We start from the raw sequence: 21971 nt of genomic DNA, 5'->3' as shown, positions 1-21971 counted from the left end.
ATGGAACAGGAGTACCTACATATTAAAAAGGGGCTTCAAAAAGAAGTACTCTTTATGGGCCTAAAAGCAGTCTATATCAACTACTGTATTTATTTGGGGCTTGCCAGTATCATTATCGGGCTTGGACTATCGACCATCATCCCCACCGCTTTGGCGCTACTGATTACGACCCTTTTAATCTTGGTGGTATTCGCGATTCTGATGTTTTATTCCAAAACCTATGGGGCAAAGGGCTTTGTAAAAAAATTGGCTGATGCCCAAAGACCGAATTCCATCAAAGTATCCAATTCATTTGAAACACTTCTAGTATGGAAAAACAACTAGCCCTTTACGACGCTTTTCCCATCTATGGGTACGAACGCCGTTCGTTGATAGCCAAAGAAAAGGGTTGTGTGACCATACCCTTAAAATTGAAACTCCCTGAAGTTTTCACTTTGGACGTTTCAGAATATGTTCAACTAAACGAATTGTTCTTTAACATCATTGATATTTTAGGGCCGAACACCTTACTCCACAAGCAAGACTTTTTCTTTGAGGAAACGTACCGACCCATCAAAGGGAGATTACAGGGCGATTTTTTAGAACGGGCGAATGAATTCCATTTCAATGAACGCTCTTTTTTACGAACCCAACATTATCTGTATGTAAGTAATGTTCCCAAAAACTATATCAGGCATTCCCCAAAGCGATCGAATTCCTTCCTGAACAAAAAAAGGGACTTCTATATGGAAAATGTGGTTCCTAAAGAATTTGTTAGCACAACGGTATTGGCGGATTTTGAGAGCAAGGTCGAAAGCGTGGTAGCCCTTATCAACGCTTCGGGATTGGTTACCGCAACTGTAATGGACTATGACAGTCTGTTTTTCGAAAATGGATTATACCCAAAATATTTCGGACTTTCCTCCGTAAACATCAATTTGCCCGATATTGATTTTAGCGATAACGTAATACAGGTCGGCAATAAAAAAGCCCAATTCTTTACGGTCGAAAATCTCGATCAATTCACAAAGGAGCATTTATCTACTAACGAGGTTTATGGAAAGTATTCCACCAAATACAATCAATTTCCAGTTGGAAATTTATTCTCTATAGGATTTAAGATTCCCCATGAACATATCATCAACCAATACATCTTTATACCCGAACAGGATAAAGTGATGAAACAATTGCGTAAAAAAGCAAAACGTTTCAATCAATTTTCCAACGGCAAAAAGGACGATAGCAATGCGATTTATGCCGACCAGATACATGCTTTCAATACGGACGTTCTTGAAAACCATAAGGAAATCGTTTTTTACCATTTAAACATTTTGGCTTTCGGGGATGAACACGGACAGCATCGAAAGTTGTGCAACTCGGTTTCCAGCGCTTTTAAAAAGCTAAAAATCAATGTCAAGGAAAATAGTATCGACCGAAAAAATCTTTTTTTCGGGGGAGTGCCGGGCAATTCAGTTGGAATCCCATCGGATATGTATATGCCCATGTCCAGCGATATGGCGGCATCACTACTCTATTTTGAAGGGGAATATAAAGATGCCACTACTTCGGTCGATGGTCTCCGCTTGGTAAATCGTACCACGGGAAGACCATTATCCGTGAGCGTTTACAAACTACCTGAGGAAGAAGATTGGATTTTCAATCGCGGAATGCTGGTTGCTTCAGGTTCCGGTGGCGGTAAATCTTTCTATGTAAATCACTATGTGGCTTCGGAATTGCGACAAGGTGCAGAGGCAGTAATTATGGAAGATGGCAATTCCTATGACAAGATCACGGAAGTTTTCGAAGGTGTTGTTATCGAGCATGATGACGAAAGGCCCTTTACATTCAACCCATTTCAATTGGACAGTTACGATGTTGTCATAGATGCTAACGGTAAAAATAGATTGACCGAGAACAAGACCATCAATTTGGTCACGCTCCTAAAACTGATTACAGGGGATGAAAAAAATGTCAACACAAGTCTGCTATCCTTAGAGGTCAAGAATACGGTTTTTGAAATCTTGATCGCAGGCTATTATGAAAGGAGGTGGGAAGAAGATAAGGCGAATTTTAACTTCGACAGCTTTTTCGAATACTGCAAAGACCACATTGTGGCTCTTGTTAAGGCCAAGGGAATTTCGCGGGAAATCTTCGATTCAAAAGTGTTTCTTTTTCTCCTGGAAAAATATTACAAAGATGGCCCACGGGGAAAATTGCTGAATCACGAAGATGATCGGATAAGCCGATTGAGCGATGAAAAAATCGTGTACTTCAAATTGGGCAAACTCATTGACAACGAATTATTGTTTCCCATTACCGCCTTAATGATCATGGAAATTTTCAGTAAAAAACTCAGCGACCGTTCAAAATTGTCCATTAATAAAATGATGGTCGTAGACGAGGCTTGGAAGGCATTGGACAGAAAGGAACTGGTGGACTATTTCAACAGCCAGTCCCGAATGGCTCGGAAGTACGGTGGTCAGCCAATTTTTATTTCCCAAAAAGTCAGTGATTTTATAGCCTCAGAGGTCATTAAGAATGCCATTGTCGTCAATTCGCATATCAAGGTATTTCTCGATATGCGCGATTTTGCGAAGTCCTTTGACAAAATCCAGTCCGTTATGGGTCTTGGGGAAAAACAGAAACAATTGATTCTTTCCATCAACAAGGACCTGCCGGAAGACAGAAAATTAAGGGAGGTCGCTTTCTGCTGGCTGGATCGGGTAAAAGTTTATGGCATTGAAACCTCTTTGGAGGAGAAATGCATCTATGAGACCAATGCCACAGAAAGCGGCAAGATCATACAATTATTTAAGGACAATCATAAGAACTGGGAACTTACGGCCAAGGCCTATGCCTACCGAAGTTCCAAAAAACCATTAAAGACATGAAAAAAATAATACTTATCAAAATAATCTTGTTCCCGCTTTTGGCCTGGGGCCAGATTCCGGTAACAGATGCCGCGACAAATGCAAGCATCGGATTGGTCAATAGCCAACTAACGAACATCAACATCCAATTGAAGGCTATGAACAAAAATTTGGCACGCCTTATCAACCTTTTGGAAAAGAACAATAACCTGACCTCAAAATCCAAGGAAATATTAAAAGAGGAACTGGAGGCCAAAAAGCAAGCTCCGGCTTACGTAACCAAATCTACCGAAGTAGCGTTGACTCTTGATTTGAAGGATAAAATCGTAGAGGCGTACCAGACTTCCAGAAACACCGTTCAAAACTTTGAACATTTAGAACGAAATGAAATTCAGGATTTTTTAATCTATTCCACAGAGGCAATCGTCGATACCAAAAATCTGTTCAAGCAATGCAACCAGATCTTAAAGACCAAATCGATAATCCATCCTGAAGAGCGGTTGAAGGAAGTTACTTCCATCAACACGAAACTCGAAGCCATTTTGGACGAACTTATCGATTACAATAACCGTCTGGAACAGATTAACTCCTATAGGCTCGCCAGAAAAACGATGGTCAACCTTAATAAAAATTAACAAGATGGTCATTAATACAACAGAAATAGGAATTCGCGAATCGGTCAATGCGCTTTTTGATCAGTACATCATAGATGCTTTTGAAACGGTCGATCCAATAATCAATATCGGACAACAGTTCGCCTACATCGGTATTGCAATAATTGCGTTGCGTGTCTATCTCAACGAACAAACTAGGGCTGATGTAGTTGCATATCTGAAATGGGTTCCTTTGGCATTTGTTCTAATGAAATATAAGGTGTTCACAATGGCCATCTTCGATTTTTATCAGGGTATAGGTCTTTCCCTCAAAGCCAATGATATTTCATGGGATATCCTCCAAATGAAAATCTTTATGTCCCAATCCGAATCCATGGCAAAATTGGGCGATTCTTGGAACCTCTTCACTTTGGACGGTGCTGCATTGGAATCGCTCTGTTTGGCATTGATGACTTCAGGGGTAACATCCATTGCCTCCATTATTTCTACCGTGGTATTCGTGGGCATAAAGGCAATGTCGGTCATTTATCTCTTTGTGCTCATTGTTTTCGGGCCGCTTAATATCGGGCTGTCATTCATTCCGGCACTTTCCGGTATGTGGAAGGCCTGGTTGCAGAAATTCATGAACGTCTGCTTATGGATTCCCATGTTGTACCTCATCGATAATTTCTTGTTGCGGGTTATGGAAAAGCTCATCGACACCTTACTTTCAAATGGCGATACAAATCTAGGATTGGTTCTTACAAGTGCTCTCTTGGTTGTGATGAACATATTTGTCTATTTCAAGGCACCTTCCCTTTCAAATTTTATAGTGCAGGGCATGAACGTCGGGGCAACCCAAATGAAGGACAAGGCCAAGCACTATGCAAAGAAAACGGCTCAGGCCGCCATGGACGTAAAAAGTGGTGGTGTAACCAAGGGGGTACGGACACTGGTGCAATAGAACGATTAAAACGGATTTTTAACGAATGCCATTCAACGAATGAACGATAATTATAAAGTTTTCAACGATTTAAGCAAGGTTCATAAGAGAAGTACGAATATTCTTATTTTATCTTTATCGTCCATGTTTTGTTGCGTTTTGTTCTGCGTCTATGTGATGTATCGCACGAACGAAAGCGTAAAGAACAGATTTTATCTGCTGGACAAAGGCCAAAAAGTGGGCGCTGTGCGCATCAACGACCCCAAACGAGCGCTAGAGATTTTGTGCAATGGCCATATCGGCAATTTTCACGAACTCTTCTTTTCCCTAGAACCCGACCTACGCTTTATAAAAAGAAATATAGAGGGCAAGGCACTCTATATGATAGATCATTCCGGCGAACGGCTCTATAACCGTTTGGTGGATCAAAACTATTATGAAGACGTGGCAAAAAGTGACTACTCCATAGAAGTGGAACAAGATTCCATTTCGATCGAATATGCAAGGTATCCTTATCCCTTTCGCTTTGTGGGCAAACAACGGATCACAAAAAACGGCGATACGGAATACCGAAATCTGATTACCACCGGTTACATCAAAGAAACGACATCAACGCCCAATAATCTGAACGGTCTAAGAATCATTCATTTTAAAGTGGTCGATAACAATGACCTATAGATATCAAAATGGCGACTATTAAAGAAAGGTTCGATAAGTGGATAAAGCGGCACAAGCGCTTCGCAATGGCTGTACCCATTGTCGGATTGCTTTTGATATTTTTTGTGGTCACAAGCCTGAAATCGATATCCGAGAAGGGAGATGAGGACACGGTGAATAGTGGGTACAACAATTCCCTGCCAAATCAAAAAAGCGAACTTGAAGTAAAAGACCCGAACGAATACTACAAGCAGAGCTTAAAGGATTCTTTGGAACAATTGAGGGAGTACGGTCGTATTCAAAACATAAACGATACCAGAAAAGAGAACGATTCCCTTGAGCGCATTTTGAAAGAGCTTAATAATTTTTCTTTGGATGAAGCCGATACCAACGATAATGAAGTCACAAAAGTGTCAGCCAGTTCTGAGACGCCTCAAACCGAATACACTTCTAAAATGAGTGCGGCAGAAGAAAAACTGGAATACCGAAAACTCTTAATGGAAGCACGGGACGAAAGGCTTTCAAGAAGTCAGGATTATTCCGCACCTTATATGGAATCTTCAAACAAGACTTCGGCAAGCATAGTTTCCATAGATGCGGCCATCTACCGCGACCAGTTCATTCTTCCGGGCAATCGGGTCAAGTTGATTTTAAAGGAAGACATTTCTTATAACGGAAAGCGATTCCGAAAGAACACTTTCGTTTACGCTACTTCGAACATACAGGGTTCGCGGATCATATTGGAAGTAACCAATATCGATAACGTAAAGATTTCGTTGACAGCTTTGGACCAAGAAGATGGAATGATAGGGCTACATAATGAGAGGGCGGGCGAATTAATGCAGGAATTCAAGGCCAATGTTGAACAGGAAGGTGCAAACGAACTATCAGAAGCGGTCGGGGAATCAACGGAAATGCCGCTAGCCCGAAATCTGATACGGTCGTTCGGCAATTTTTTTCAAAAGAAAAAATACAAAGAACGGGACAAAATTTTATTGGTCAACGGAGACCGTGTATTTCTAGTACCAAAAGCTTAGAAAAATGGTAAGACAGTTTCTTTTCATACCGGTCTTAATGATGATGTTCGCGGGTGCGGCACAACATTGTAGTGATACTTTGGAGGTTTCCAAAAAGTACAAGACGATTTTGATATTTCCCGAAAATATTTCAGAGAGTATTATCGGGAACGACTACGGGTTTATAGCCGACCTGCCCAAAGCCGAGGGAAGCAAATTTCACGGCCGAATCTTAAAGCTATACTACGATGAACTCGCTACTGAAAAAGAAAATTTCACAAATCATACGGTAATAACCGATTCGGGTAATGTGTATGATTTTATCCTGAACTTAAAGGAAAAACCTAAACAGTTTACTTGGTACATCAAGCCTGAAATGGCAATTACCAATATTAGCGGTAATACCCAATTAAGAAGCGAGGACGTTACAACTCCAAGTCCGGAAACCAAGATAGCGCGAACAGAAACGCCAGCAGAACAATCCACTTCCTCAACAAACAATAAGGAAACAAATTCTATAGACAGGGCCACAAAAGAACTATATGAAAAAGACCCCATGGAATACTATCGGTTACGGTGCTATTATATGCAGTTCGACAAGGCCAAGATCAGCCGATATTTTTCTAGGTTGGATAATGTTTTCCTCTGGTTAAAAGGGGTCTATTTCAATGAGGACGAACTTTATTTTCAGTACCGAATCGAAAATAAGGAAGGTTTGGATCTGGATATCAATTTCGTGAAACACCAAATAGCCACTAATTATAAAAACAGCAGTAGCAACCAAAAGCTGGGTTTGGAACCGGTCTTCGTGTACAAACAACCAAAAACGGTCGCCGGTAAAAGCGAGAACCATTTCGTTCTGGTCTTCAAAAAATTCGCCTTGGACGAAAAGAAAGAGGTGGTGGTCGAACTGGACGAAGAGTCCGGCAATCGAAATTTATCCATGACCATAGGCCATGAAATAATCAATAATCCCATACACTTTTAACCGATGAAAATTAGCACACTTTTGATCGCTCTTTTACTAACAGCCTTTGGGTATTCACAAGGTAGCAATTACGCTTCTTCGGTGGGACTTAGTGGTGGTTATGCCGAGGATGGTTTCGGAATTATGGCAACGTACAACTATCATCTGAATAGGAATCGATATGCCCAATTGAGCGTTTTTGCCGCCATAGCGGAGGATAAGGGAAGTTTTGACATCCCCTATAACATCTTTACCGTACAGCCCGGGTATTTCATTAAGGTGTGGGAACAAAAGAATTTTAAAAAATACGCCGTCAATGTCGGCGGCGGGGCCATAATCGGTTACGAAGTAATCAATAACGGAAATAGCCTCTTAGAAACTGGCGCCATTATCGACGCAAAAAGCCAGTTTATCTACGGTGTGTTAGTCGGCCTTGAAGGAGAAATAACACTGAGCAACGACTTTTCCCTTTTGATAAAAGCGAACGAATACTATCATATAAATAGCGATGTAGGCCAATTCTATCCTTATGCTGGATTGGGCCTTAGATATTTCCTGTTCTAAACACTTTGAAAATGAAAAATTTTATCCGACCGACCCGATTTTCGATTGCTGCTATCTTGGCAACTTTTGTCCTGATATTGGCATGTAGCAAAGACTTTGAGGATGTTATTAAGGATGATTTTGACTTTAGTTTTACGGAAGAACATCCCGAAGAAAACTTTGTGTTCGAAAATGCCCGGACTACTTTTTCTTTGGTACCGGAAAAGGAAATTACCACGGTCGATTACTTTATTAAGTTCTCCTCTGATAGAGGCAGGGGATATTTCCTATCGATGGAAGGCGATACCATAAGGGAGCGGGACACTTTACAGATAACCGACCGAAATTGGGCTTACAATTATGTGGCCATCGATACGGGTGCGCACAAAATCAGATTTTCTGCATGGGATACCAATACAAGAAAAAAGGAACTGGAACTTCTATATAATGCCAAATACGCCAGCTTTAGCTTTTTGCTAAACAAGGGGGTCAACGAATTTATCATCAATTCTAAAAATCCGGTAAACGTCACATTACTTAGGGATAAGGAAACCGAAAATCCTGACAACAAAGGGGATTTCGAAGTCATTTACCAAATAGAAAACGGAACTGGGAAGCTCTATCTTGGTAACGAAGTCTTTGATGTAGGTAAACCATTTATCCTGCCCAAAGGCATTTCCGAATTGGAATATCTGCCCGAAAATTTGGGGGAACACAAACTTATCGTAACGGCCAAGGCTCCTGATGGCGCCACTTTGACGGAAGAATTGTTATTGAACGTTCTGAATTTGGACTTTATCCTCAATGCCACGGCATCATCGACCCAAGTGGAATTGGATACGAATTTGGCCATTGCTATCGATTTAAAAACACAAGATGAAGATTCGGAAGTGGAATATGAAATATCCCATTCCTTTTCTTCGACTAGTGCAGGTAGCGGAACGGTCAGGGACCACAATGGCGGGGTCATGGAACCGGGCCAATACAGAACCATAGTTCCAAACTCTTACAATTATACGTTTACTAGCAAAGATTTGGGTAAGCGTAAGATATACTTTGATGTTAGGGATTCCAATGGACAAGTAAAACAGGATAGTGTTGAAATCGAGGTCGCGAACATTCCCTTTACCTTTTCAGGCAATTCGGAAAGCAATTCCGTTTTTGTAAATGAACGGACCCAGTTTAATTTTAATATCAAATCCAACGGCAATACTGAAAACATAGAATATTCCATTTCCTATGAAATTCTTGAAGGTAACGGAAGAATTGCTGGTATCAATGGTAATACCCTTCAGAATTCGACAGAGTATCCCGTAGCACTTGGTAATTTTTCCCTTTTCTATTATCCCGAAAGCTTGGGTTCACATCAGGTTTCCTTCATCGTGACAGATAATTATGGTCAGGAAGTTGGCCCCGTATTGATTGACCTCGAAACCAAGCAAAATGATTTCACGGTCAATATCACTCCTTCCAAAACCTCTGAATTTGCGAATATTCCCGTAAACGTGATTATAGACATTAACGAAATACCCGAAGGAACCAATGATAGTTATGAAGCCTTTTATTCATCGGGGAGAAACAGTTCGCTGCGTGTAAATGGAACGGAATATGGTCCAGGCGAGAAATTCCTCTTAAGCCCGAACAATAACAATGTTGTATATACCGGAACGGAAGCCGGGCAACATGCCATTGTTTTGAGTGTGGAATCTAGTACCAACGTAACTCATACTGCAAATACGGCTATCAATTATAATCAGGTAGATTTTTTATTTACTGGAGGAAGCCAAAAATCCGATATTTCGGTCGGGGAAATCACTTCCTTGAACTTCAATATCTCGGAAAGTATTGGTTCTTCGGACTATACCATGAGATATAGTATTAGCGGGAATGCCATCATAACCAATGAAAATGGCACTCAGGTCAGTGCGGGGAATATTTATGATGTTCCAAAAGGAAATTTCAATTGGGAACTGTTGGGAACGAATGACGGAAATATCACCTTGACTTTCTACGTACAGAATGATACGGGTCTTGAAAAGACAGTTGACATTACTATTAATGTCGAACCAAAAAATTTCAACTTTACGGCCAATGCTTCCCAATCGCAGGCCAATACCGGGGATACTATAGATATCAATTTCAATATATCGGAATTGGGTATCGGCGGCGATACGTATGTGATGTATTATTCCTCCGGAGGCAGCAACGGTACTTTTGAATATTTGGGAACCACCTATGCCGCTGGCGAGAGCTTCAGCGTTCCGATAGGTACATTCCAAGGAAAATATACCGGAATTTCCGAATCGAACCATAGTATAGAGTTTACCGTTCGGTCTTCGTCGGAAGTAGAAAAAAAGGCGGATGTCAACATACAGTTTGACAAATACGAGGAATTCTTCGATTTCAATATCAGTCAATCCTCCGAGGATAAGTACGAAGGGCAGCCTTTTACTTTGACGGCAGTTACTAATGCCAGCACAGGTCATGATCCCAATATAACTTACGAAATGACTTTTACGTTTACGGGTGCCAGCGCGGGGTACATATACTATAAGAGCCGACTATATCGAGAAGGGGATATTCTGCCGTTGGACTACGGTTCGACCCCAATGCAATTTTTTCCGGAAACCGATGAGAACTTTACCATCAATTTTAGGGTCGAGAATTCCACGGGCATTTCCCAAACGTTGAGCGAATCGATAATAATGTTTAAAAAACCACAGGTAGCGGCCAAAGGCGAGAAACGAAATATAAGTTGTGGCGGTCTGAACGGTTGTGATTATCAAGTAAGGATATTTACCTGTTTTGATACGAATTGTAGCGAGGCCTACAACGGTGCAACATTGCAGCAGGTGGAAATAAGGATATATAACCGATTTGACCGAAGATGGGATACCAAACTTTTCAATTACAACGATGCACAAGGTACAGGGGTAGATCGCATATTTTTAATGGAAGAAGAACCTAGCGAAGGTAAACTTAGATATCTCGACCAAAGATATGAAGTGAGGGTTCAGGACAGCAATGGGGAATGGAGCGATGTTGAAAAGGGCACCGTTCAAAGAGTCTAGAAACATTTTATAAATGATATTCTATTTCTTTCTATAAGTAATGGTCATAATATAATCTTGACCATCGAAAGTGTCGTCCGATTCGACCTTTAACCGATTTTTGGTCAACTCGATTATTCTGAAAGGCTCCCTGCCTTCAAAACTGATAGTAGCATTATTGTTTGTGAGTGTCCAAAAATCCTCTTCAACAAAAGAAAATGGATTATTGTCATCACAGGCGAGATTATTTTCGGTAACGTTATATTCTGGTTTGTCGGAAGGGCCATCTTCAGTATAGGTGGTAATATTGTCCTTAACACATTGGGGCAGTTCTTGGGTATTGAACAAATCGATATTGGAGGTATTGTCCCCGTTCAAATCTACCGCCCTGTCTGTCATGATCGCTTCGTATTCCCATTGCCCTAATAATGCCCGATTTCGGTCTTCTACCGAAACTTCGTCATCATCTTTGTTGCAGGATATTAATAACACCGGAATTGCCAACAGTAGAAATAGTAATCGTTTCATTGATGTTTGATTAGGTTTTCTAAATTATAAATATAGAAAAATCAAAAAAAAGCGGTTGGAAAGCAACTATGATATGAGACAAGGGGTCTTTGTGCAAGATCTAACACCCCCTTTTTAATTGAATTGATTAAAAACGTTTTGTGTTGATCTTTGATAGTATCGAATGCATAAAAGCCAATTGCCTTATCTATTTTTACAAAAAAAGTAAATGGCATCAGGATTTTTCGCAGTTTTAGACGATATAGCTGCTTTGATGGATGATGTGGCCGTAATGAGCAAAGTGGCGGCAAAAAAGACCGCAGGTATTCTGGGCGATGATCTGGCGGTCAATGCCGAAAAAGCATCGGGTTTTGTATCCTCTCGAGAAATACCAGTTTTATGGGCTATAAGCAAAGGCTCGTTACTGAACAAGTTGATAATTCTTCCTATCGCTTTTCTTTTGAGTGCCTTTCTGCCAATGGTCATAACAATAATTCTGTTGCTTGGAGGTATTTACCTTGCTTATGAAGGTGGCGAAAAGATTTTCGAATATTTCTTTCCCCATAATCACAAACCGAAACATTTGCAAGCACAAGAGTTGAGCGAAGCCGAAATTTTGGCCTTTGAGAAAGAACGAATAAAATCGGCCATAGTAACGGATTTTATCCTATCGGTTGAAATTGTAATCATCGCATTGGGCACGGTTTTGAAAGAACCGCTAACGAACCAAATCGTAGTGGTTTCAATAATTGCGCTTGTTGCAACCGTAGGTGTTTACGGAATCGTTGCACTAATTGTCAGAATGGACGAGTTCGGTGCAAAACTGATTGCTCTGAACGATAGGAAAAATAGTATATCAGATAGCATAGGAAGGTTCTTGGTAAAGGCGTTACCATTTGTTATAAGAAGTTTGGGGTTTATCGGAACCATTGCCCTGATTCTTGTCGCTGGTGGAATTTTCGTTCACAATATCGACTTTCTGCACCATTTTCTGTCTAGTTTACCGTCATTGTTACAGGAATTCATAGTCGGACTTTTAGTTGCTTTTTTGGCTGTGGGCACAGTCCAGATTTTTAAAAAGATTTATAAAAAAGTTTAGGGAAAGTGTACTTTGATTTCAGGTTCAAAAGGACATGACATAATCTAAACTTGAATTATAAATTCGAAACTAGCTAACTATATCCCATTTTATGGAAGAAAGTTCAAATCCTTTCGAATTCTCAACTATTTATAGTTTTTTACATAAATAAGGTTAAGGGTGCTTATATTATTATAAGGGCTGAGAATATACCTTTCGATTCGGTGGATAATGCCACCGTTGATATATGATAGTCAAGGGAACGTACAATGTGTAAAAGCATCTTCGTTCCCTTTTCGTTTTCTGACTATGGTAAGAGCAAAATTCTATTTTATCCAATTATGCCCCCTTGCTTATTGACAGCCTTGAAATATGTCTATAAGAAAGAAAAATCTCTACCACAGTAACAGACTTTCATGTTTTGAGTTTTTCCATACGCTGATTACCGTACGTTAAATTTCATAAAAAAGGACGTATGGTCGAATGACCGTACATCCCCTAATACATTCAAGTAAGGTGCCATTACCCGCCAAATGGACCGATAATCCCATAACTTGGTATACAGACCATTCATTACTTATTCAACGAGTGTATAGGTTACTTCGCCAAGGTTTTCGTAGTTAATGCGATACGCCCCCGGCTCAAGTGGCAGGTCACTTCCTAAACTTCCGGTAGCGATAATTTGTCCGGTCTTGACACCAAGGTCTTGTTCGGCCAGTTTACGAAGTAAAAACTCCAAGGCCTCGAATTGACTGCCAAGTGCATCGCCACTAATGCCGGTCGAGATCATTTCCTCATTTTTAAAAACCTGTATATTAATCGAGTCAAGTGCCACCGTTAAATCGCTCAAGTTGACCCGCTCGCCTACAACAAATGCCCTTGCTCCGGCATTGGCAGCAATAAGATCCTTGTAATTGATTCCCATGGGACCCTCTTCAAATGCGATTTCAGGGAATTCGGACAAAGGCGCAATGGCACCTATAAGGGATCCCAGTTCACTCTCAGGTAGAGGAAAATCCGAAACATCATAGCTCGCATCCTTTGCGATGTAAATGGCCAATTCTACCCCGGCATTGCCAGCTGCCCAGGTTTCGCTTATATCAAGTGTTACTCCGCTCTGGCTTTCCTGAGATGCCAACAAGCGGCCGTAAACCGGTTCGGGCGCGCCGAATGGTCTGGGGGCATCGCCTGTAAATCCGAGTTTGTAACCAACTACTGTTTCGCCACGATCTATTAATTCTTCTACGAAATCCTCCTGAAATTCATAAGCGTCAGCATCGCTAAAATCCTCTATTCTGGCTGTTATAGACGGATATAGCTGTACCGCCAAATAGTTGTCAGCGTAGGTATTTACCAAATCGCTGGTTTCGGTATTTATGATATCGTCGATTTCATCTGTTGAATCGTCGTCACAGCCCACCATAGAAAAGGCCAATACTATACTAAAAAATGCAAAAGGCTTATTCTTCTTTCTCATGATTATATTTTTTATTTATTATTACCATGCAAGATTAGCCTATGTAAAAAACGTAAGCTGTTCGGCGCTCGTTTTTTTTTTGACTCTAAAGGGAAAATAGCGCGGGTGCGCTGTCTAAGGTTTAATTTTTCCGTCTTACTTATGAAAGTGGTATGTAGCTGAACGGTGCCAAGATTATTTTATACGAAGAAAAACTGAAAATTAAAATGGCGAATTGATTTCCGATGTCGTAGGGAATGCTACGGTATCTTCTCTCTATTTCGGTTGTTCAACGGGCAGTATCACATGAAATGCAGCACCCATGCCCTCTTCCGAAACGGTATAGATGGCCCCATGGTGGTTCTCGACTATTTTTTTGACGAGCGACAGGCCTATACCGCTGCCCTTATGCTCCTTTGATTCGCGCAGGCGCTGAAAGATGAGGAATATCTGCTCTTGGTATTTGGGGCTAAAACCGATGCCGTTATCGCTTACGATGATCTCACAGTAGTTCAGTTTGGGAGAGAGCGAAGGATGTTTCTCAACCTCCTTTTTTGGAAAGACGTGCGAAGCTACCTTAATCAGCGGCGCAACGCCCTTGGTAGAAAATTTGAGCGCATTGCCGATAAGGTTTGCGAGCAACTGGTTCATCTGAAGGGGTATGGCCTGTATTTCCGGTAGCTGTCCGATATCAAGCTGCGCCTGTTTTTCTCTGATCAACAGATCAAAGTCGGAAAGTATATCCTTGGTGATTAGGTTGAGATCGGTCGCCTCGAAAAGATCACCTTGATGTGCAACACGGGAATACTCAAGTAGTCCTTTGATCAGCCCCGACATACGTTCCGCCGAAGACGCGATCTTTTTAAGGGTGTCCCGGTTTTCATCCGGTTCGTTAGCTGACCCTTCCAGCAATAGGTTCGAAAAAATCATGATCTTTCGCAGCGGCTCTTGCAGGTCATGGCTGGCCACGTGTACGTATCGGTCCAATTGCTCGTTGGTCTTTTGGAGTTCGGATATAGTTTCCTTATACGCTTGGGTCATCTTTCTTTCGGTAATATCCTCCATCGATAACAGGATCAGTTTTTCGGAATCCTTTTCACGTTCGATCTCCCTTGCGTTGAACATAAAGGACTTTTTCTCGCCAGTGGGGAAATCGATACCGATTTCCTCATCGACCACAAGTCCTTTTTCGGGAAGTACTTTTTCCAACAGGGTCCGTAATGCGGCGTTGTTCCACAGCTTGTGCTGTATCGCGAAGAAGGGTTTGCCCTCTATCTGCGTTTTTTTAACCTCAAACTTTTTATAGAACGTAGCGTTGGCGATCTGTACGTTGTACCCTTTTTCCAGCACCAAAAGAGGCTCGCGCAGATTGGCGAAGATAGCCTCAAGATAGTTCAAAGTATGGTTCAGTTCTCCTTGCTTCTCCAAAAGTTCGCGGTTGACGATGATCAGCTCCTCGTTGGTCGATTGCAGTTCTTCCTTAGAGGTTTCCAGTTCTTCGTTAAGGCTTTGCATCTCTTCGTTGCTGCTCTGCATCTCTTCATTGGTACTTTGCAGTTCCTCGTTAAACGCTTCTTGATCCTCGCTGATACGGCGCATGTCTTCACGGGCCTGTTCCAGTTCCCGCTCCAGGGCGGTATTGCGCTGCTGTACGTGGTTTTTTTCCGAGGCCGTAAAGCTGGGTTTCAGTTTTTTCCAGGCCCGTCCCCAAAAAGAAGTGTTGGGCGATTCTTTTTGAAAAAGTATAAGATAGTGCGGATCCACGGTCTCGGTCAGCGGTACGATCTCGATATTGGCCGAAAACCGCTCTCCGTTGTTCTTTACGGGAATACCTTCCTTGATAATGGATTCTTGTGTCGTTTTGGCTTTGTCTATGGCATTGCGCAGCTCAAAGGCCAGTTCTTTCCGGGCCATTTTCATCAGTTCGTGCGTGGGCTTGCCCGACGACGGTTCCAAAAAAGGGGCAACTTCGCCGCTGATATGTACGATTTCCATATGTTCGTCAACGATCACGCTTGCGGGGGTGTATCTGGAAATCAGGACGGATTCCGCATTCTTTCTAAAATCGGTTTTAGAACTCCTTTTCATAGGCATTTTTTTAAAAGCGGGAGCCGCAGTATTTTTACCCTGCCGGTCGGGAACTTGGAAAAAACGGCCGGAACCGGGCTTTCGCGTAAAGATTTTCGCCTGTTTGGAAAAGGGTACGAACAGGTCCGACGATGTTCCTGTAGTCTCCGATTTGCCGAGTAGCAAAAATCCGTTTTCGTTGAGGGCATAGTGTAAAGTGGCAAATAATTTCTTTTGCAGAACGGGTTCCATATAGATCAGCACGTTGCGGCAGCTTACCAGGTCTACCTTGCCGAAGGGCGGGTCCTTGAGAAAATTATGGACGGCGAACACGATGCTGTCCCTGATGGGCTTTACGACCTTGTAACTGCCGTCGGTCTTGGTAAAATACTGCTCCCGTTGTCTTTTGGAGAGCGGTTCCATTTCGGTAGCCGAGTAGATGCCGGCCCGGGCTTTGTTGATGGCCACCTCCGACATGTCCGATGCGAATATCTGGATCTTGGTGCGGTGCATGTTATGGCCCGCGGTAAGCCCGCCCAACAGTTCGAACAGGGCAATGGCAATCGAGTAGACTTCCTCCCCCGTGGCACAGGCCGTTACCCAGATGCGTATGGGCTTGTCAGGCACCTGGTCCGCCAAAAGCTGCGGAAGGACCTTTTCGGCCAATTCCGCAAAAATTTCCGGATCGCGGAAAAAGGCCGTTACCTTTATGAGCAGGTCTTGGAAAAGGGCTTCCTGTTCGGCCTTGCTCTCCCCAAGAAATTCTAGATAACCTAGATGATCCGCCATTTGGTTGATCGCTATTCTACGGTCTATACGGCGTATGATGGTGGGTCGTTTGTAATAGCTAAAATCTACTCCGCTGAACCGTTGAACCGCTGAGAGAATCTTTTTAAGCCCATCCTCGTTGATATCCGTTTTTTTTGTTTGTATTCTATCGGCAGAGGTGCGCGTGGTTTCGTAGGCGGCGTGAACGTTGATCAATTTCGACGGGATTTCTTCTGCTGGCAGCACAAAATCGACCACCCCCGCCGCTATGGCACTTTTCGGCATCCCGTCCCATGCCGCGGTATCGGGATCCTCGGCAAAGGTAATGCCCCCGTATTCCTTGATGTCCCTTAGGCCCACCGTACCGTCATGGGCGGTACCGGAGAGTACCACGCCTATCGCCAAGCTTTGGTGCACCTTGGCCAGCGAGGTAAAAAAAATGTCGATGGGCATATTGAGCGCACCCTTTTCGCGCGGCAACAGTTTTAGTTCGTGGTCCGTAACCAGTAGCGTTTTATTTTCGGGGATGACATAGATATGGTCCGGGGCAATGTGGCATTCATCTGTAATTTCCTGTACGGGAATGTTCGTTATCTTGGCCAGGATATCGGGCAGAATGCTATCGTGCGACGGTGAAAGGTGCTGTACGAGAATATAGGCCATCCCCGAATTATCGGGAACGGCGGACAGGAATTTTTTAAAGGATTCTATGCCCCCTGCCGATGCCCCGATGCCGACCAATGGAAATTTTTGAGATGTTTTTTCTGCCGCCATGCCATTTTATTGGAATTCCTTTTAGTAAATTCATAGGAAGGTACTGAACAATCTCAATTTAAAAGAACACTTTCCATTTTATTATTGATTGCAAACCCACGAAGTCGGCATCTATTCAAAAAGCTGTAAAACAGATTGTTAGCCCTGAACCCTGAACCCTGAACCCTGAACCCTGAACCCTGAACCCTGAACCCTGAACCCTGAAATCTAATAATTTTTGTCTACATTGCGTGGTATTAATCCCCAAAAACGTGAAAACCGGCCAAATATTCATGATCGTTGACGATGATGATGACGATATCGACTTCTTCTGCCAGGCGATTCGCAAAATCGACCCGACATATACCTGTATGAGCGCAACTGATGGGGAGGCCGCGCTCCAAAAACTACAGAATGAAACGAACGCACTGCCCGATTTTATCTTCCTTGACCTCAACATGCCCCGAATGGACGGCAAGACCTGTCTTCGGGAACTGAAGAAACAGGAGAAGCTTAAGGATATCCCCGTAATTATTTATACTACCTCTTCACATCCTCAGGAACGAGAGGAAACCTTACAACTCGGTGCGGCCCATTTTTTGACCAAGGCTTATTCGATCAAAATGCTTCAAGAAGGTATCAGAAATGTTCTAGAGATCCTGGGTGCAACCAACGAGAATTCCAATATTTCCAATATTTGAACTCCTTTTGGTTTTCAAAATAGGCACAAGAGGGCTTATCTAAAAATAGTTGGCCATCCGCCCTTTTTGAATCATTTCATTTGCCCTCGTGGTTTCTTCTTAAGTAGGAAGGGCAACTGTATGTTTCTCCTTCCCTTCCAGTTCAAAACTTAGTATTATGTACATCGGTATATGGTCGAAATCGATTTTTTCCCTGGTTCCAGAACAAAATTCCGGAATCCCCGAGAAATAAAAATATGATCGAGCGGCCATCGGAAAATAGGATATTTCGCATGATGGGTATTGTACAAGCCATCTTGGTAAACTATTTTTTTGGCTTCGATTGTATTAGGGGTGTTTGAAGGGTTTCTTGCTTCGTTCTCGGACGGGGCCTCTTTTGTTCTCTTGAAATTTACTACGGATAATTCTACAAGCAATGGCTAAAGAACGTTCAACGCCTGAACCGATAATATTCTTGTAGCAGGTCTTCCTCTCCATTTAACATATTCAAGATGACGTCCATTCCGATAACGGAAAAAGTGATACCATTTCCCCGAAGCCCAAAACAAAATAGGTGCTGTCAAAATTGGGGTGCTTACCGATATACGGAAGCCCATCAAAATTGATGGGCCTTACTTTCAAAGAAATCATCTTATTTTTTTGATTTCTTGTCCTTCGTTTTGCTTTTGTCGTTCATCTTGGCCAAAGTACTTTCTTCTTTGCCCGACTTTTTATTTTCCGTAGATTTTGCTTTTTCGCTCATAGTTGTACGTTTAACATTTTTATGTACTACAAGATAGTCGCCGGTCGCGATAGAATTTGACACAAAGAGGTCTATTTATGGCTTCAAAAGAATCCGTTCCTGCAATTTTGGTCGCTATGCGTAAACAAAATGTAGCTTCCATAAACCAAAAGGTGGATATCGGACTTTTAGGATTCACAGCGTTGCGGTAAATGCTTTATATCGCATAGGAAACTAAAAAAAACGATTTTAATTGGCCAACTTCCCTTTTCGGACCATTTCATTGGCCCTTTCGGTTTCTTCCTGTGTGGGAAGCGGAACCCTATGTTTCTCCTTCCCTTCCGGTTCAAAACTGAGCTTTACGTACATCGGTATATGGTCGGAATGGATTTTACCGCCCAGCTCCAACGCTACATTCCGGAATTCTGGGGAAATAAAAATATGGTCGAGCGGCCAGCGAAAAATGGGATATTTCGCATGATAGGTATTGTAGAAGCCAAGCCCTTTTCGCATATCCAAGAGTCCGCTCATGTTATGAAAGAGCCCAGTTGTGCCCGACCAGGCCACATCGTTAAAATCCCCAGTAACGATTACGGAATAGTTGGAAGCCCTTGATAGTTTGGCGATTTCCATCAGCTCGGCATCGCGACCGGTCGATTTGAGATTGTGACCAGGCAATGGTGGCCTGGGGTGGATAGCGAACAGTTGAATTGTATCCTGTTTGGGCAAAATGATCTTGGTGTGTATGGAGGGAATGCTATCGTCTACTATATATTTTACTTCGGAGCCGTACAAGGGATATTTTGACCCGACCAACATACCATAGGTGTTTTCGAGGGGTATTGACACTTGGTAAGCATAAGCGGATTTTAGGTTTTTTTGTAGCACTGCCGTCCATCTTTTATTGGTTTCCGTCAGCACTATAATATCGGGGTCGTATCTTTTTATTTCCGAGAGCAGTGCTTCGGGTTTTTTATTTTCCTGATACACATTTGCAGTATAGAGGCTCAGCATCCGGTTTTCGTCGGAAGCTTCCGGCGGCAAAACTTCATAGTCCGCCAAAGGCGTGAAGGGGAAGATCTTGACCAACTGAAATACGAAACAGCCCGAAAGGACGAGAACGAAGAACATATCGAACCGCAATTCTACATCGAACTTTATGAAATAGGCGATCAAGGCGATCAAAGTCATTGCAGTCAGTTGAAAATGGGGGAAATCGAAGACCACGATCCACCAATATTGCTTTGCAATTAGCGGTATCAGGGTTAGCAATACCGCAAGCAACCCAAAAAATTGAAGAAATCGCTTGGCTACCATAAGATTTGCTGTTTATTTTGGAATCAAGATTTTCCTCAGTGGGATATTGAATTTACGCAGAGGAAGCGGAACGGCTTTACAAAAATGAAATTGCCAGTCCCTAACGGCCTGGCAATTCCCTTTAAGTTAACTACGATAATCTTAACTTCCTTTCTCACTAGACTTTTCTGCCCGTTACCAACTTATAGACAATCAATATTACGGCAATGACCAAAAGGGCATGTATGATTCCGCCCAATGCCGGAAAGGCAAAGAAGCCTATCAGCCATCCGATGACCAATACTACTGCAATAATCCAAATAATGTCTTTCATAATTTTAGTTTTTAGTTATTTAATCAATTTAAAGTTTTAACATTTAGAGACTACGTATTCAAACTTGCCTTTTCGGAGACGTTCTTTTTAGGAATGTTCTTAAAAAAATCGGCAAGTTCTAGATTTGCGGTAGGCCCATAGCCCATTAATAAAGAACCCTTGTTTCCATCTTCTGTTTCCAGCACATAAAGGATGGATAGGTCCGATGGATTGCTCATACCTTCGTACCGATGTTCGGCAACGATATATATTTCTCTGGGAGTGTAGGCAGTTCCGGTTTCGGAATCGATTAGGGCGCCATTTTCAAAACGGTAACTGTGGTCGTATCCCGCTTCTTCGTATTTACGGATTAGATCTTTTTCGTGCTTTGCGTAATTTTCCATGTAGAGGCTAGTTTGTTCTGTGGGACTCATTATCCGCTTTCGCAGATATTAAGAAAATCATTTCCTCCTCGTTCAAATGTTCTTTGGTCTCAACGTTTGAAAAAAGTTCAGGTTCATCTTCTGGATCGGGATCCGTTAGCACAGCAGTTCACAACGAGAGTATTAAAGCCAAGAAAAATAAGATACATGTATTTATAGGTCTCATTGTTTTAGTATATACTTTTTATGTCAAATCCGCCACCATTGTGGAACTATTAGCACGTCAGCTTGTAAAAGCCCCGGTAAAAATATACCGAGGCTTCTATCAACCAACCAAACTTACTTTGTGTAAATAACTTTGTAATCGCCGACCCTATCTTTGAGCTCGTTCATATCGTTCACATACGTATGTTGTCGGTTAAATACCCGATCCGGACGTTGGCCGACCACATAGTACTTGACGTTTAGGTCAGCTGCGTTCAATGTGACCTGGTCTGAAACCCTCATTTTTTTGTCGCCGATACTCTGGCCCGTGGACTTCAATTCAGAAATAACGTAGAGGTTTTTTCCTGTCGCCCAAATTTGCTGAATTTCCATGGTGTGTTCTTCATCGGAAACCTCGGCCTCTATATATAAGGTATGTTCCTCCTTTTCGCCTCCGTCGGGCATATCAACGTCGATATACGGAACTTCTACTTCCTCCTCTTCCATAACTACGACCACTTTCGGAATTTCAACGGTTTCCGTTTTCGTACCTACGTTTACCTCGGCCCAGTCCACATCGTATTCCGGCAACTCGCCCGCTTCGGCATCCACATCGACATCGATTTCGGGAAGTTCCCCTTTTTCTGTTTTCTTAAAATCGCAACCCGCAAGGATAGCCAATGTTGTCATTGTAAAAATCATTCTTCTAATCATATTCTAGTTTTAGATTTAATCGGGAAATTACCAGTGCGAATTTTAATTTACGACACCATCATTTTCAATTATTCAAGTACTCGACCTATCGAACGATAATCCCAACAATTATTTGTCTGGCCGAAATGTAATGAGCTGGAATGGCAGTTGCGTGCTTTAAAAGACCATAGGTTGACTTCAAAAGGTTTCCTCGGAATACACCTAGAGCTTAAAGTACCATTGATAAAGGCGTAAGCGTAGTTTTCTTAATGCTGTGAGATTTATGGCGGACTACGTTTTCAATCCTGGAATAAACCTTTCGTGTACAGCTGGCTAAACAGCTTTTACTCTTTGGGGTCAATGATCGAGCCTTTAGGGTCAAGACCCGGAATACTTGGGCGTTACATTTGGCC

At 42.3% G+C, this 21971-nt stretch carries 19 protein-coding genes; 11 read left to right on the top strand and 8 right to left on the bottom strand.

The window, feature by feature from the left end; translation table 11 throughout:
* From D7Z94_RS06565 to D7Z94_RS06525, 9 genes are read left to right on the top strand one after another with little or no spacing between them, the layout of a single operon-like run.
* Complete coding sequence (locus tag D7Z94_RS06565) at positions 1 to 324, top strand: DUF4133 domain-containing protein (protein ID WP_120710682.1); 324 nt, start codon at positions 1 to 3, stop codon at positions 322 to 324.
* Positions 309 to 2870, top strand: coding sequence for a TraG family conjugative transposon ATPase (locus tag D7Z94_RS06560; RefSeq protein WP_120710681.1), 2562 nt, complete (start codon positions 309 to 311; stop codon positions 2868 to 2870). Before D7Z94_RS06565 ends, D7Z94_RS06560 begins: the two co-directional genes overlap by 16 nt.
* Complete coding sequence (locus D7Z94_RS06555) at positions 2867 to 3484, top strand: hypothetical protein (RefSeq protein ID WP_120710680.1); 618 nt, start codon at positions 2867 to 2869, stop codon at positions 3482 to 3484. Before D7Z94_RS06560 ends, D7Z94_RS06555 begins: the two co-directional genes overlap by 4 nt.
* A gap of 4 nt (positions 3485 to 3488) precedes the next feature.
* Positions 3489 to 4406 (top strand): hypothetical protein, encoded by a 918-nt coding sequence (locus D7Z94_RS06550; protein ID WP_120710679.1) that lies wholly within the window; start codon positions 3489 to 3491, stop codon positions 4404 to 4406.
* Positions 4407 to 4445: 39 nt separating this feature from the next.
* Entirely contained in the window at positions 4446 to 5063 is a 618-nt protein-coding gene (locus D7Z94_RS06545) for a hypothetical protein (protein ID WP_147415838.1), read from the top strand.
* 8 nt (positions 5064 to 5071) lie between these two features.
* Complete coding sequence (gene traM, locus D7Z94_RS06540) at positions 5072 to 6079, top strand: conjugative transposon protein TraM (RefSeq protein ID WP_120710677.1); 1008 nt, start codon at positions 5072 to 5074, stop codon at positions 6077 to 6079.
* Positions 6080 to 6083: 4 nt separating this feature from the next.
* The gene (locus D7Z94_RS06535; RefSeq protein ID WP_120710676.1) at positions 6084 to 7046 is read left to right on the top strand and encodes a DUF4138 domain-containing protein; all 963 of its coding nucleotides are present in this window, start codon (positions 6084 to 6086) and stop codon (positions 7044 to 7046) included.
* 3 nt (positions 7047 to 7049) lie between these two features.
* Positions 7050 to 7589 carry a conjugal transfer protein TraO gene (locus D7Z94_RS06530; RefSeq protein ID WP_120710675.1) on the top strand — a complete coding sequence of 180 codons (540 nt, stop codon included), beginning with the start codon at positions 7050 to 7052 and terminating at the stop codon, positions 7587 to 7589.
* An 11-nt stretch (positions 7590 to 7600) separates the two neighbouring features.
* Positions 7601 to 10639, top strand: a complete 3039-nt coding sequence (locus D7Z94_RS06525) for a TraQ conjugal transfer family protein (RefSeq protein ID WP_120710674.1) — start codon at positions 7601 to 7603, stop codon at positions 10637 to 10639.
* Between the two features lie 21 nt (positions 10640 to 10660).
* On the opposite strand, the gene D7Z94_RS06520 is transcribed toward D7Z94_RS06525, so the two are convergent.
* Positions 10661 to 11146 (bottom strand): lipocalin family protein, encoded by a 486-nt coding sequence (locus D7Z94_RS06520; protein WP_120710673.1) that lies wholly within the window; start codon positions 11144 to 11146, stop codon positions 10661 to 10663.
* Between the two features lie 208 nt (positions 11147 to 11354).
* On the opposite strand from D7Z94_RS06520, the gene D7Z94_RS06515 reads away from it, so the two are divergent.
* Positions 11355 to 12224, top strand: a complete 870-nt coding sequence (locus D7Z94_RS06515) for a DUF808 domain-containing protein (RefSeq protein ID WP_120710672.1) — start codon at positions 11355 to 11357, stop codon at positions 12222 to 12224.
* A 556-nt stretch (positions 12225 to 12780) separates the two neighbouring features.
* On the opposite strand, the gene D7Z94_RS06510 is transcribed toward D7Z94_RS06515, so the two are convergent.
* Positions 12781 to 13680 carry a 2-keto-4-pentenoate hydratase gene (locus D7Z94_RS06510; protein ID WP_120710671.1) on the bottom strand — a complete coding sequence of 300 codons (900 nt, stop codon included), beginning with the start codon at positions 13678 to 13680 and terminating at the stop codon, positions 12781 to 12783.
* Positions 13681 to 13935: 255 nt separating this feature from the next.
* Positions 13936 to 17268: a chemotaxis protein CheB gene (locus D7Z94_RS06505; RefSeq protein ID WP_120710670.1), complete on the bottom strand. Its 3333-nt coding sequence runs from the start codon at positions 17266 to 17268 to the stop codon at positions 13936 to 13938.
* Positions 17269 to 17519: 251 nt separating this feature from the next.
* Here D7Z94_RS06505 and D7Z94_RS06500 point away from each other — a divergent pair, with 251 nt between their 5' ends.
* Entirely contained in the window at positions 17520 to 17948 is a 429-nt protein-coding gene (locus tag D7Z94_RS06500; protein ID WP_211341750.1) for a response regulator, read from the top strand.
* A 486-nt stretch (positions 17949 to 18434) separates the two neighbouring features.
* Here D7Z94_RS06500 and D7Z94_RS06495 read toward each other — a convergent pair whose 3' ends face one another.
* The 5 genes from D7Z94_RS06495 to D7Z94_RS06475 form a co-directional block, all read right to left on the bottom strand.
* Entirely contained in the window at positions 18435 to 18578 is a 144-nt protein-coding gene (locus D7Z94_RS06495) for a hypothetical protein (RefSeq protein WP_211341749.1), read from the bottom strand.
* A 340-nt stretch (positions 18579 to 18918) separates the two neighbouring features.
* Positions 18919 to 19986 carry an endonuclease/exonuclease/phosphatase family protein gene (locus D7Z94_RS06490; protein ID WP_170158837.1) on the bottom strand — a complete coding sequence of 356 codons (1068 nt, stop codon included), beginning with the start codon at positions 19984 to 19986 and terminating at the stop codon, positions 18919 to 18921.
* Between the two features lie 157 nt (positions 19987 to 20143).
* Positions 20144 to 20299: a lmo0937 family membrane protein gene (locus D7Z94_RS06485; protein ID WP_120710669.1), complete on the bottom strand. Its 156-nt coding sequence runs from the start codon at positions 20297 to 20299 to the stop codon at positions 20144 to 20146.
* 50 nt (positions 20300 to 20349) lie between these two features.
* On the bottom strand, positions 20350 to 20682 hold the full coding sequence (locus D7Z94_RS06480; protein WP_120710902.1) for a hypothetical protein: 333 nt from the start codon (positions 20680 to 20682) through the stop codon (positions 20350 to 20352).
* Positions 20683 to 21000: 318 nt separating this feature from the next.
* Positions 21001 to 21579, bottom strand: a complete 579-nt coding sequence (locus D7Z94_RS06475; RefSeq protein ID WP_245967151.1) for a hypothetical protein — start codon at positions 21577 to 21579, stop codon at positions 21001 to 21003.
* Between the last annotated feature and the right edge of the window lie 392 nt (positions 21580 to 21971).

The sequence above is a fragment of the Ulvibacterium marinum genome (assembly GCF_003626755.1).
GTDB classification, from domain to species: domain Bacteria; phylum Bacteroidota; class Bacteroidia; order Flavobacteriales; family Flavobacteriaceae; genus Ulvibacterium; species Ulvibacterium marinum.
Note: the sequence above shows the minus strand (reverse complement) of the source record. Positions and strands in the feature narration are given on the sequence as shown.

What these genes read in the sequence shown, in the direction of transcription:
- D7Z94_RS06565 (WP_120710682.1), top strand. Translation starts at nt 1, where the DNA reads ATGGAACAGGAGTACCTACATATTAAAAAGGGGCTTCAAAAAGAAGTA.
- D7Z94_RS06560 (WP_120710681.1), top strand. Translation starts at nt 309, where the DNA reads ATGGAAAAACAACTAGCCCTTTACGACGCTTTTCCCATCTATGGGTAC.
- D7Z94_RS06555 (WP_120710680.1), top strand. Translation starts at nt 2,867, where the DNA reads ATGAAAAAAATAATACTTATCAAAATAATCTTGTTCCCGCTTTTGGCC.
- D7Z94_RS06550 (WP_120710679.1), top strand. Translation starts at nt 3,489, where the DNA reads ATGGTCATTAATACAACAGAAATAGGAATTCGCGAATCGGTCAATGCG.
- D7Z94_RS06545 (WP_147415838.1), top strand. Translation starts at nt 4,446, where the DNA reads ATGAACGATAATTATAAAGTTTTCAACGATTTAAGCAAGGTTCATAAG.
- traM (WP_120710677.1), top strand. Translation starts at nt 5,072, where the DNA reads ATGGCGACTATTAAAGAAAGGTTCGATAAGTGGATAAAGCGGCACAAG.
- D7Z94_RS06535 (WP_120710676.1), top strand. Translation starts at nt 6,084, where the DNA reads ATGGTAAGACAGTTTCTTTTCATACCGGTCTTAATGATGATGTTCGCG.
- D7Z94_RS06530 (WP_120710675.1), top strand. Translation starts at nt 7,050, where the DNA reads ATGAAAATTAGCACACTTTTGATCGCTCTTTTACTAACAGCCTTTGGG.
- D7Z94_RS06525 (WP_120710674.1), top strand. Translation starts at nt 7,601, where the DNA reads ATGAAAAATTTTATCCGACCGACCCGATTTTCGATTGCTGCTATCTTG.
- D7Z94_RS06520 (WP_120710673.1), bottom strand. Translation starts at nt 11,146, where the DNA reads ATGAAACGATTACTATTTCTACTGTTGGCAATTCCGGTGTTATTAATA.
- D7Z94_RS06515 (WP_120710672.1), top strand. Translation starts at nt 11,355, where the DNA reads ATGGCATCAGGATTTTTCGCAGTTTTAGACGATATAGCTGCTTTGATG.
- D7Z94_RS06510 (WP_120710671.1), bottom strand. Translation starts at nt 13,680, where the DNA reads ATGAGAAAGAAGAATAAGCCTTTTGCATTTTTTAGTATAGTATTGGCC.
- D7Z94_RS06505 (WP_120710670.1), bottom strand. Translation starts at nt 17,268, where the DNA reads ATGGCGGCAGAAAAAACATCTCAAAAATTTCCATTGGTCGGCATCGGG.
- D7Z94_RS06495 (WP_211341749.1), bottom strand. Translation starts at nt 18,578, where the DNA reads ATGATTTCTTTGAAAGTAAGGCCCATCAATTTTGATGGGCTTCCGTAT.
- D7Z94_RS06490 (WP_170158837.1), bottom strand. Translation starts at nt 19,986, where the DNA reads ATGGTAGCCAAGCGATTTCTTCAATTTTTTGGGTTGCTTGCGGTATTG.
- D7Z94_RS06485 (WP_120710669.1), bottom strand. Translation starts at nt 20,299, where the DNA reads ATGAAAGACATTATTTGGATTATTGCAGTAGTATTGGTCATCGGATGG.
- D7Z94_RS06480 (WP_120710902.1), bottom strand. Translation starts at nt 20,682, where the DNA reads ATGGAAAATTACGCAAAGCACGAAAAAGATCTAATCCGTAAATACGAA.
- D7Z94_RS06475 (WP_245967151.1), bottom strand. Translation starts at nt 21,579, where the DNA reads ATGATTAGAAGAATGATTTTTACAATGACAACATTGGCTATCCTTGCG.